Below are 11048 nucleotides of genomic sequence, written 5' to 3'. Positions count from 1 at the left end.
AACGTACATCTATACAGATCTATTTGGAGTCAGACATGGGCCTTCTTGTTGAAGGACGCTGGCAAGACCAGTGGTATGAAAGCAGCAAAGACGGCGCATTCCAGCGTGAACAGGCCAAACGCCGTAACTGGGTGACCGCAGACGGCCGCCCTGGTCCTTCCGGCGAAGGCGGCTTCAAAGCTGAAGCCGGCCGTTACCACCTGTATGTTTCGCTCGCCTGCCCCTGGGCCCATCGGACGCTGATCGTGCGCAAACTCAAAGGCCTTGAGGACCTGATCGATGTGTCGGTCGTCAGCTGGCTGATGCGCGAAAACGGCTGGACCTTCGACCTGCAGAAAGGCTCGACGGGCGATCCGCTCGACGGCCACACCTACATGTATCAGCGCTACCTCGCCGACACGCCCGATTACACCGGCCGTGTGACGGTTCCAGTGCTGTGGGACAAAAAGCTGCAGCGCATCGTCAGTAATGAATCCTCGGAAATCATCCGCATGTTCAACTCAGCGTTCGACGATCTGACCGGCAACACGCTGGATCTGTACCCCGAAGCGCTGCGCCCGGAAATCAACCGTTTGAACGACGAGATCTATCCTGCGGTGAACAACGGCGTTTATCGCGCCGGTTTTGCGACGTCTCAGGGTGCGTACGAAGAGGCGTTCGATGACGTGTTCGGCGAACTCGACAAGCTGGAGACGTTGCTGGACAGCAAGCGTTATCTGGCGGGCGAGTACCTGACCGAAGCCGATGTTCGCCTGTTCACCACGTTGATTCGCTTTGACGCCGTCTATCACGGCCACTTCAAATGCAACCTGCGGCGGATCGCGGATTATCCGAACCTGAGCAACTGGGTTCGCGAGATGTATCAATTGCCGGGCGTCGCCGACACCGTCGATTTCGAACACATCAAGCATCATTACTACGCCAGCCACGTCACCATCAACCCGACGGGCGTGGTGCCGAAAGGCCCGGCGCAGGACTTCAGTGGCGAGCATGACCGTGCGCGATTGAGCGGCAAAGGTATTCTGCAACACGCCTGATCCACCTGCTCGTGCTGCAAAGCACAGGAGCGCGGCTGGCCTGATCGAAACAGGTCAGCGACGCGCCTGGCATCAGTCAGCGGCGCTGATCAAATGCTCGCTTGCGCCCCTTCGAACCACTTCAGCTTGTCACGCAGCGTGACGACTTCCCCCACGATCACCAGCGTCGGTGCATGCACTTCATGCTCCGCCACCAGCTGCGGCAGGTTGGCGAGCGTGCCGGTGAACACACGCTGGTTGGACGTGGTGCCTTGCTGAATGAGCGCGGCCGGTGTGTCTGCGGCGCGACCATGGCGGATCAATTCGCTGCAGATGATCGGCAGGCCGATCAGCCCCATGTAGAACACCAGCGTCTGAGCGGGTGACACAAGATCCTTCCACGGCAGATCGGTGGTGTTGTTCTTCAGATGACCGGTGACGAAACGCACGGACTGGGCGTAATCGCGGTGGGTCAGCGGAATACCGGCGTAGGCGGCGCATCCGCTGGCCGCAGTGATGCCCGGTACCACCTGAAACGGAATGCCGTGGGCCGCCAACTCTTCGATTTCCTCGCCGCCACGGCCAAAGATGAACGGATCGCCGCCCTTGAGCCGCACCACGCGCTTGCCCTGCCGGGCCAGCGCAACCAGTTGCTGGTTGATCTGGTCCTGAGGCACCGCGTGATCGGCGCGCTGCTTGCCGACATAGATCCGGTCCGCATCGCGACGGCACAGTTCGAGAATCGCCGGTGCAACCAGACGGTCGTAGAGGACGACATCAGCTTGCTGCATCAGGCGCAACGCTTTGAAGGTCAGCAGGTCCGGATCACCCGGCCCAGCGCCGACCAGATACACCTCACCGGTGGCCGCGGGCGCCTCGCCATCAATCTTCGCCTGCAGCAGACGCTCCGCTTCCGCGCCCTGCCCTGCGAGCTGCCGATCAGCGATGGGTCCCTGGAACACGTCTTCCCAGAAGGCCCGGCGCTGCTGCACGTTGGGAAACAGGTTCTTCACCTGATGCCGAAAACGCGCGGCCAGACCAGCAAGGTGCCCGTAGGTGGGCGGAATCCAGCTCTCCATCTTGGCGCGAATCAGCCGCGCCAGGACGGGTGCGTCGCCGCCACTGGAGACGGCGATGACCAAGGGCGAACGGTCGACGATCGCCGGGAAGATGACACTGCACAGCGCGGGCGCATCCACCACGTTGACCGGCACGCCGCGCTGACGCGCATCGGCGGAGACCTGCGCGTTGAGCGGCTCGTCATCGGTCGCGGCAATGATCAGCACGCAGCCGTCCAGGTCGGCTTCGCTGTAGCCACGCAACAACTCTTCGCCACCGCTGCTGTCGATCAGCTCGTGCAACTCTGCGCCAATCTGGGGAGCAACCACGCGCAGCACCGCTCCGGCGTCAGCCAGCAGCCGAGACTTGCGCAAGGCAATCTCGCCGCCGCCCACGACCAGAACCCGGGCGCCCCGCAGGTTATGGAACAGTGGCAGAAATTCCATTTAGCCGATGACCTCGATACCACCCATCCAGGGTTTCAGCACGTCAGGCACACGAATCGAACCGTCAGCCTGCTGGTAGTTTTCCAGCACCGCCACCAGCGTACGACCCACCGCCAGCCCGGAACCGTTCAGGGTGTGAACCAGCTCCGGCTTGCCGGTTTCCGGGTTGCGCCAGCGCGCCTGCATACGACGGGCCTGGAAATCGCCGCAGTTGGAGCACGACGAGATTTCGCGGTACTTGCCCTGGCTCGGAATCCACACTTCCAGGTCGTAGGTTTTCACCGCACTGAAGCCCATGTCGCCGGTGCACAGCGCCAGCACGCGGTAAGGCAATTCCAGCAACTGCAGCACGCGTTCGGCGTTGCCGGTCAGGCTTTCCAGCGCTTCCATGGATTTCTCGGGCTCGACGATCTGCACCATCTCGACCTTGTCGAACTGGTGCTGACGAATCATCCCGCGCGTGTCGCGGCCCGAAGCGCCCGCCTCACTACGAAAGCATGGCGTGTGAGCGACGAACTTCAACGGCAGCTGCCTGGCGTCGAGGATTTCGCCGGAGACGATATTGGTCAGCGAGACTTCGGCGGTCGGGATCAGGTAAAGATCGGCTTCGCCTTCGCGGGCGATCTTGAACAGATCCTCTTCGAACTTCGGCAACTGACCGGTGCCTTGCAACGCAGGCGCCTGAACCAGATAAGGGGTGTAAGCCTCTTCGTAGCCGTGCTCATTGATGTGCAGGGTGATCATGAACTGCGCCAACGCACGGTGCAGGCGAGCGATCGGGCCGCGCAACAGCGCAAACCGTGCGCCAGAAAGCTTGGCGGCGGTTTCGAAATCCAGCCAGCCGAACTTTTCGCCCAGCGCCACGTGATCCTTGACCTCGAAATCGAACGCGGCAGGCGTGCCCCATTTGCGCACTTCGACGTTTTCTTCTTCATCAGCACCGACCGGCACCGATTCATGCGGCAGGTTCGGCATGCTCAGGAGCATGGCATCCAGTTCGGACTGAATGCCGTCCAGCTCTTTCTTGCCAGTGCTCAGCTCTTCGGCCATGCGGTCGATATCGGCCATCAACGGCGCGATGTCTTCGCCACGCTGTTTGGCCTGGCCGATGGATTTGGAACGGGCATTACGCTCGGCCTGAAGCTGCTCAGTGCGGGTCTGCACGGTCTTGCGCTGGTTCTCCAGCGCTTCGATGCGGGCCACGTCCAGTGTGAAGCCCCGTGAAGCCAGGCGATCCGCTACGTCCTGAAGCTGGGTACGTAACAGTTTGGAGTCGAGCATATCGTTGCCTCGTTATTGAATCGGGTTTATTAAATTCGGGTCAGGGACAGGCCGGCCCAGGTGGCAAGCAGCCCGCCGAACACGCTGACTGCCGCATAGCCGATGGCCAGTGGCGCCTGCCCGCTTTCCAGCAAACGCAGCGTGTCCAGAGAAAAAGACGAAAACGTCGTCAGGCCGCCGACGAAACCGACGATCAGGCCGGCACGGACCTCGATCGGCACTTCCGGGCGCAGTAAAAACCATCCATACAACAGGCCGATGATCAGGCATCCCACCAGGTTGACGGCCAGCGTCGCGGTGTAGAAGTGCCGGGGCCAGTTGGCAGACACCCAAGTGCCTGCCGCGAAACGCAGTAATGTACCAGCGATGCCAGCAATCGACACCGCAAGAATCGTCTGAATCACTATTTTCTCCGCTGGCGGGGACTGGCGCGATCGAGCGCAGCCAGGTGCTTGAGCTTTTCGCCGATTTTGAGCTCCAGACCACGGGGCACCGGCTGATAATACTGACGTGGCTCGAGTTCCTGCGGGAAGTAGTCTTCGCCGGCCGCGTAGGCATCAGGCTCATCATGGGCGTAGCGATACTCTTCGCCGTAACCCAACTGCTTCATCAGCTTGGTCGGCGCGTTACGCAGATGCAGCGGCACCTCCAGCGAACCGTGCTCGGTGGCCTCGCGCATGGCCATCTTAAAGCCCATGTACACCGCGTTGCTTTTCGGCGCGCACGCCAGGTAGACGATGGCCTGCGCGACGGCCAGTTCACCTTCCGGACTGCCGAGCCGCTCCTGCACATCCCACGCCGACATGCACAGCGGCAGCGCGCGAGGATCGGCATTGCCGATGTCTTCGCTGGCCATGCGCACCACGCGGCGCGCCAGGTACAACGGATCGCAACCGCCGTCGATCATCCGCGCGAACCAGTACAACGCCGCGTCAGGGTTGGAACCGCGAATGGATTTGTGCAGGGCCGAAATCTGGTCGTAGAAGGCTTCCCCGCCCTTGTCGAAACGACGACGGCTGTCGCCCAGCAGGCTCGCCAGCAACTGCGGTTCGATTTCGCTGCCGTCTTCGGCCAGGTCGGAGGCGTTCTCCAACAGGTTGAGCATGCGTCGGCCATCACCGTCGGCTGCGGCCAGCAGCGTGCTGAAAGCTTCATCGCCCAGGGTCAGATGACGATTGCCCAGCCCACGGTCCTCGGTCAATGCGCGATTGACCAGTTGACGCAACGCCGCTTCATCAAGGCTTTTGAGCACATACACACGGGCGCGGGACAGCAACGCGTTGTTGAGTTCGAACGAGGGGTTCTCAGTGGTGGCACCGATGAAGATCAGCGTGCCGTCTTCCACGTACGGGAGAAAAGCGTCCTGTTGCGACTTGTTGAACCGGTGCACTTCGTCGACGAACAGAATGGTGCGGCGACCGTACTGGCCTGCCTGCTGCTTGGCGACTTCGACGGCCTGGCGAATCTCTTTAACACCCGCCAGCACGGCCGACACCGTTTCGAAATGCGCGTCCGAGACCTTGGCCAGCAGGCGCGCCAGCGTGGTTTTGCCCACGCCCGGCGGCCCCCAGAAAATCATGGAGTGCAGCGCGCCCTGCTCCAGCGCTTCGCGCAAGGGCTTGCCATGGGCGAGCAGATGTTGCTGACCGACATACTCATCCAGATTGGTCGCACGCAAACGCGCGGCCAGAGGCTGGGCTATCGGCTCACTGCTGAACAGATCCATGAACGACCGTTGAAACCTCTTATTCCTGAATGACGTCAGCGCCTTTCGGGATCTGGAACTGGAATTTGCTCGCCGCGACAGGCTCGTTCGCCTTGACGCCAGTGAACAGGATATTGGTGCGCTGGCCCACGCTGTCGATCAGCTGCATGTCATTGATCATGCCGTTGCGAAACGACAGGCGCAGGTTGTCGAACAGGGTGTCTTTGGATTTGGGCTTGAGCACGAAGTCGATCACGCCGCCTGCCTCCTTGGCCGTGATGTCGAAGCTTTCGCTGATTTTCGAGACGTCGCCGGACAGCAGCAGGGCCGGGGTCTGGGTCAGGCGCTGATCGAGGGTCTTGATGGTGGCCTGCTCAAGATCCGGGTCCCACAGCGTGACCTTCTTGCCGTCGGACACCATGGTCTGTTCCTGCGGCGCATTGGTGTGCCAGTAGAACAGGCCCGGGCGCTGCAAGACCAAATCACCGGTGGTTTCCTGCAACTGGGTACCGCCGCCGTCAAGGGTCAACTGGGAAAAGTTGCCGGAGAGGGTTTTAGAGTTTTCCAGCAACTGAGTCAGGCGCGCCACGTCCCTGGCGTCGGCGTGGGCCGGAATAGCGGAAAAAGCCAGTGCAGATGCCAACAGCATGCGGATAAGACGCATGGGATTCCTCTTTGAGTTCAGTTAAAGCCGGACGGCGCCATGGTGGCGCCGTCCAGTCACTCGTGACGTAAAGTGTCAGTCACGCATGGGGGCTGGTGCAATCACTTCCCGCGAGCCGTTGGTGTTCATCGCTGTCACGACGCCGGCCATTTCCATGGCTTCAATCATGCGCGCGGCGCGGTTATAGCCGATTTTCAGTTTGCGCTGAACCGCGGAGATCGACGCGCGACGGCTTTCCAGCACGAACTTGACCGCCTCGTCGTACAGCGCGTCGCTTTCGCTGTCATCACCGTCGCCACCGCCGCCGCCACCTTCAAACCCACTGCCCGCCTCTTCGACACCGTTGAGGATGTCGTCGTTGTATTGCGGGGTGCCGCGCAGTTTCCAGGCTTCGACGACGCGATGCACTTCATCGTCGGAAACGAAGGCGCCATGAACCCGGATCGGCAGGCTGGTGCCTGGCGGCATGTAAAGCATGTCACCGTGACCCAGCAACTGCTCGGCGCCGCCCTGGTCGATGATCGTGCGCGAGTCGATCTTGCTCGACACCTGGAACGCCATGCGCGTTGGAATGTTGGCCTTGATCAGACCCGTGATCACGTCAACGGAAGGACGCTGGGTCGCCAGAATCAGGTGAATACCGGCGGCACGGGCCTTCTGGGCGATCCGGGCGATCAGCTCTTCGACCTTCTTGCCGACGATCATCATCATGTCGGCGAATTCGTCGACCACCACGACGATGGTCGGCAGCTTGGTCAGCAGCGGCGCTTCGTCGTGAATGCTTTCGCGGTGGTACAACGGATCGGCAATCGGAGTGCCCGCCTCTTCCGCTTCCTTGATCTTGTGGTTGAAGCCCGACAGGTTACGCACGCCCATCTTGGCCATCAGTTTGTAGCGACGTTCCATTTCCGCCACCGACCAGCGCAGGGCGTTGGCGGCGTCTTTCATGTCGGTGACCACCGGACACAGCAGATGCGGAATGCCTTCATAGATCGACAGCTCGAGCATTTTCGGGTCGATCATGATCAGCTTGGCGTCTTCGGGGCCTGACTTGAACAGAATCGACAGAATCATCGCGTTCACGCCCACCGACTTACCGGAACCGGTCGTACCGGCCACCAGCAAGTGCGGCATCTTGGCCAGGTCGGTGATGATCGGCTTGCCGCCGATGTCGTGGCCCAGCGCCAGCGTGACCGGCGATTTGAAATTGTCGTACTCCGGCGTCGACAGCACCTCGGAAAACCGCACGATCTGGCGGTCTTCGTTAGGGATTTCGATGCCGACCGTGGTCTTGCCCGGAATCACCTCGACCACCCGCACGCTGGTCACTGCCAGCGAACGCGCCAGATCCTTCGCCAGGTTGGCGATGCGGCTGACCTTCACACCGGCCGCGGGCTGAATCTCGTAGCGGGTGATCACAGGGCCGGGGTGAATCGAGTCCACCGAGACCTCGACGCCAAACTCCTTGAGCTTGATTTCCAGCAAATGACCAACGGCTGCCAGCGATTCGGGCGAATAATTGAGCTGTTTCTTTTCCGCCGGATCGAGGATCGAGATCGGTGGCAACGTGCCTTCCACGGCGCTGTCGACGAACAGCGGCGCCTGTTTCTCTTTCTGCACGCGCTTGCTTGGCTCGGGCGGGCGGACCGGTGCGGGAGCAATGACCGCAGGCACATGCTTTTCACGGGCGGTCATGTGTTCACTCAGTGCCTGTTCGCGTTCGATCAGACGCTCTTTGGCCTTCGCCTGCTCGCGTCGGTCCGGTGCGACGGGCGCCACCACCTCGTCGACACGCATGTCGACTTCGCGCAATTGGGCGACCATCTGCTTGCGTTCATTGCGCGCCGTCCACCAGCGATTGATCGCACCCTGGAACAACTCGACGAGGTCCAGCGTGATCTTGCCGGTGGTGTCCATCACCTTGAACCAGGACAGATCGGTGAATACGGTCAGGCCGAACAGAAACAGTGCGATGAACAGCAGCGTGCTGCCCTGAACATTCAGCGCGCGCTTGGCCAGATCGCCCAGCACTTCGCCCAGCACGCCACCCGCAGAACCCGGCAGACCCGAGGCGGAATGGAAATGGATATGCGCCAGCGCCGCGCCGGCCAGGACCAGAAACACCAGGCCGATGAGGCGCCAGGAAAACAGCCAGCCGCTCCACTGCCACGGGTCATGGCGCTGGCGGAACACCTGATACGCTTTCACACCCAGCAACAACGGAAAGATGTAGGCAAAGTAGCCCAGCACCATGAAGAGGATGTCGGCGGAGAACGCGCCGGCACGACCGGCAGCGTTCTGCACCTGAACAGAGCTGCTGGTATGGCTCCAGCCCGGATCGGCCTGATCGTAGGTCAACAAGGCCATCATCAGATACAGGCACAAGGCGCCGAACGCGATCAGCGCACCTTCCTTGAGTCGGTAGTGCAAATGCTGCCGCCAGAGCGGAACGGGGATGGGTGCTGCGGTGGATTTCTTCAAAACGCTTCAATTCCTGCGCGCAAGCGCGAACATCTGATGGTTGACTATACGAATAGTGCTGACCGATCCCTGAACGGCGTCGGGAACAACGGTGAGGTTGAACACGCACTCGACAGGTAACTTGAAAAAAGGTTAAACAACAACGGGCATTGTACGGATTTGCACGCCCTACGCCACGTTAGTCTGGCGTGGGCCTTGCAGATCTTCAAGCCTGGATGACAACAGATGATTCGAGCACGCATTTTCTTTGCCGACAAAGGGTTATGACGTCTTGCTCTCACCCCACACTACTGTCCAACGGCCATGCCTGATGCGAAGCGTTAAAATCTCCCCGACACCCGTTCGATGCTGCGACGGTCAACCGCCTGTGACCGCGCTGATGGCCTGGAGTTGCACACCCGCGCACTCTCCCCTCCCCTCTCGTAAAGTCTCGACGCCATGCTGACCTGGTTACAACGCGACAATCTTGAATTCCCTGCGCTGGAGAAAGCCACTCGCGAACCCAACGGCTTGCTCGCCGCGGGTGGAGACCTGTCAGCCGACCGGCTTGTTCAGGCCTATCGGCACGGCTGCTTTCCCTGGTATCAGCAAGGCCAGCCGATCCTCTGGTGGTCGCCGGACCCGCGCACCGTTTTGTTTCCCGAGGAATTGCACGTCTCGCGCAGCTTGAACAAGGTTCTGCGCCAGCAACGCTATCAAGTGACGTTCGATCAGGATTTCGCCGCGGTGATTCAGGCCTGCGCCGAGCCTCGCGACTACGCCGACGGCACGTGGATCACAGGCTCCATGCAGGCTGCTTATATTGAACTGCACGCGCGGGGATTCGCTCACAGCGTTGAAGTCTGGGATGGGCAGCGGCTGGTCGGCGGGCTATACGGGCTGGCGATGGGGCAGCTGTTTTTCGGTGAGTCGATGTTCAGCCGGGCCGACAACGCCTCGAAGGTGGGTTTCGTCACGCTGGTCGACCACTTGCGGCAGTGGGGCTTCGTGCTGATCGATTGTCAGATGCCGACGCAGCACCTGCAAAGCCTGGGCGCTCGCTCGATCCCGCGCCAGAGCTTCGCCGAATATCTGCACGGACACCTGGACGCGGAGACTTCCGCCGACTGGCTACCTAGGCGATTTTGATTCGCCTGGCATACACTCTTATCTAAAGTTTTTCTCGAGGGTTGATCATGACCGAGCTGGCGCGGCTTAAGTTCTATGCCACTCAACCCCACTCCTGCAGCTACCTGCCCGAGGAACAAGCCACCACGCTGTTTCTCGATCCCAGCCAGCCGATGGATGTTCAGGTCTACGCCGACCTCTCCGACATGGGGTTTCGCCGCAGTGGCGACCATCTCTACCGCCCGCACTGCCAGAATTGCAGCGCCTGCGTGCCTGCGCGCATTCCCGTAGGACTGTTCGTTCCCGATCGCCAGCAAAAACGCATTTTCAAGCGCAACGCCGACATCGAAGTCACCAGCACCAAGCCTCATTTCAGTGAGGAATACTTCGACCTCTATCAGCGTTACATCGAGCAACGCCATGCCGATGGCGACATGTACCCGCCCAGTCGTGACCAGTTCTCGACGTTTCTGGTGCGCGACCTGCCGTTCTCGCGGTTTTACGAATTCCGCGTGGAAGGTCGGCTCCTCGCCGTCGCGGTCACGGACCTGCTGCCCAACGGACTGTCAGCCGTCTATACCTTTTACGAGCCGTCCGAAGAGCGGCGCAGTCTTGGCCGTTACGCGATTCTCTGGCAAATCGCCGAAGCCGCGCGCCTGCAGTTGCACGCCGTGTATCTGGGTTACTGGATCAAGAACTGCAAAAAGATGAACTACAAGACTCAATATCGACCGATCGAGCTGCTGACCAATCAAAGATGGGTCACTCTTTACTGAAGCCCTTGGCTTGACCCCCACTTTTCGGGCACAATGCAGCCCGCTTTTGCCTGGCTGCCGTTTGCACCGGGCCATTCATTGGATACCGAGGGCTTTACTGCATGTCGAAAGAAGACAGCTTCGAAATGGAAGGCACTGTCGTCGACACCCTGCCCAACACCATGTTCCGTGTGGAGTTGGAAAATGGGCACGTCGTAACCGCGCACATCTCCGGCAAGATGCGCAAGAACTACATTCGTATTCTTACCGGCGATAAGGTCCGCGTTGAGCTGACGCCCTACGACTTGAGCAAAGGGCGCATCACTTACCGCGCCCGCTAACAGGTCTTAACAAAAACGCCCGGCACATGCCGGGCGTTTTTGTTGGCACAGCTTAAGCACAGCACCCTGTGCAGGAGCGCGCCTGCCCGCGATTACTGGCTTTCTGACACGTATGCCTTAACTGATACGACGCCATCGCGGGCAAGCGCGCTCCTACAGTTTATCGCAGGCAACAAAAAGGCGCCTGAGTCGG

Annotated in this window: 10 protein-coding genes; 4 read left to right on the top strand and 6 right to left on the bottom strand. The window is 60.6% G+C overall.

Going from position 1 to position 11048, the window contains the following annotated elements:
• The first annotated feature begins 35 nt into the window (after positions 1-35).
• Positions 36-1037 carry a glutathione S-transferase family protein gene (locus tag BMZ10_RS21395; protein ID WP_093466849.1) on the top strand — a complete coding sequence of 334 codons (1002 nt, stop codon included), beginning with the start codon at positions 36-38 and terminating at the stop codon, positions 1035-1037.
• A gap of 89 nt (positions 1038-1126) precedes the next feature.
• On the opposite strand, the gene cysG is transcribed toward BMZ10_RS21395, so the two are convergent.
• The 6 genes from cysG to ftsK all read right to left on the bottom strand — a co-directional run bounded on the left by cysG (position 1127) and on the right by ftsK (position 8652).
• Positions 1127-2521, bottom strand: a complete 1395-nt coding sequence (cysG, locus tag BMZ10_RS21390) for a siroheme synthase CysG (protein ID WP_093466847.1) — start codon at positions 2519-2521, stop codon at positions 1127-1129.
• A complete protein-coding gene (gene serS / locus BMZ10_RS21385; RefSeq protein WP_093466845.1) occupies positions 2522-3802 on the bottom strand; it encodes a serine--tRNA ligase in 1281 nt (426 codons plus the stop codon).
• A 29-nt stretch (positions 3803-3831) separates the two neighbouring features.
• Complete coding sequence (crcB, locus tag BMZ10_RS21380) at positions 3832-4206, bottom strand: fluoride efflux transporter CrcB (protein ID WP_093466843.1); 375 nt, start codon at positions 4204-4206, stop codon at positions 3832-3834.
• A complete protein-coding gene (locus BMZ10_RS21375; RefSeq protein ID WP_093466841.1) occupies positions 4206-5528 on the bottom strand; it encodes a replication-associated recombination protein A in 1323 nt (440 codons plus the stop codon). Before BMZ10_RS21375 ends, crcB begins: the two co-directional genes overlap by 1 nt.
• A gap of 19 nt (positions 5529-5547) precedes the next feature.
• On the bottom strand, positions 5548-6171 hold the full coding sequence (lolA, locus tag BMZ10_RS21370) for an outer membrane lipoprotein periplasmic chaperone LolA (RefSeq protein ID WP_093466838.1): 624 nt from the start codon (positions 6169-6171) through the stop codon (positions 5548-5550).
• Between the two features lie 75 nt (positions 6172-6246).
• Entirely contained in the window at positions 6247-8652 is a 2406-nt protein-coding gene (gene ftsK / locus BMZ10_RS21365; protein WP_093466836.1) for a DNA translocase FtsK, read from the bottom strand.
• A gap of 438 nt (positions 8653-9090) precedes the next feature.
• Here ftsK and aat point away from each other — a divergent pair, with 438 nt between their 5' ends.
• From aat to infA, 3 genes are all read left to right on the top strand, one after another.
• The gene (gene aat / locus BMZ10_RS21360; RefSeq protein WP_093466834.1) at positions 9091-9780 is read left to right on the top strand and encodes a leucyl/phenylalanyl-tRNA--protein transferase; all 690 of its coding nucleotides are present in this window, start codon (positions 9091-9093) and stop codon (positions 9778-9780) included.
• 47 nt (positions 9781-9827) lie between these two features.
• Positions 9828-10535 carry an arginyltransferase gene (locus BMZ10_RS21355; RefSeq protein ID WP_093466831.1) on the top strand — a complete coding sequence of 236 codons (708 nt, stop codon included), beginning with the start codon at positions 9828-9830 and terminating at the stop codon, positions 10533-10535.
• A gap of 101 nt (positions 10536-10636) precedes the next feature.
• Positions 10637-10855, top strand: a complete 219-nt coding sequence (gene infA, locus BMZ10_RS21350; protein WP_002553999.1) for a translation initiation factor IF-1 — start codon at positions 10637-10639, stop codon at positions 10853-10855.
• Positions 10856-11048: the final 193 nt, after the last annotated feature.

Source organism: Pseudomonas sp. NFR16, assembly GCF_900108875.1.
Classification (GTDB): domain Bacteria; phylum Pseudomonadota; class Gammaproteobacteria; order Pseudomonadales; family Pseudomonadaceae; genus Aquipseudomonas.
This window is presented reverse-complemented; position numbering and strand designations above follow the sequence as displayed.

What these genes read in the sequence shown, in the direction of transcription:
- BMZ10_RS21355 (WP_093466831.1), top strand. Translation starts at nt 9,828, where the DNA reads ATGACCGAGCTGGCGCGGCTTAAGTTCTATGCCACTCAACCCCACTCC.
- lolA (WP_093466838.1), bottom strand. Translation starts at nt 6,171, where the DNA reads ATGCGTCTTATCCGCATGCTGTTGGCATCTGCACTGGCTTTTTCCGCT.
- BMZ10_RS21395 (WP_093466849.1), top strand. Translation starts at nt 36, where the DNA reads ATGGGCCTTCTTGTTGAAGGACGCTGGCAAGACCAGTGGTATGAAAGC.
- cysG (WP_093466847.1), bottom strand. Translation starts at nt 2,521, where the DNA reads ATGGAATTTCTGCCACTGTTCCATAACCTGCGGGGCGCCCGGGTTCTG.
- serS (WP_093466845.1), bottom strand. Translation starts at nt 3,802, where the DNA reads ATGCTCGACTCCAAACTGTTACGTACCCAGCTTCAGGACGTAGCGGAT.
- BMZ10_RS21375 (WP_093466841.1), bottom strand. Translation starts at nt 5,528, where the DNA reads ATGGATCTGTTCAGCAGTGAGCCGATAGCCCAGCCTCTGGCCGCGCGT.
- infA (WP_002553999.1), top strand. Translation starts at nt 10,637, where the DNA reads ATGTCGAAAGAAGACAGCTTCGAAATGGAAGGCACTGTCGTCGACACC.
- aat (WP_093466834.1), top strand. Translation starts at nt 9,091, where the DNA reads ATGCTGACCTGGTTACAACGCGACAATCTTGAATTCCCTGCGCTGGAG.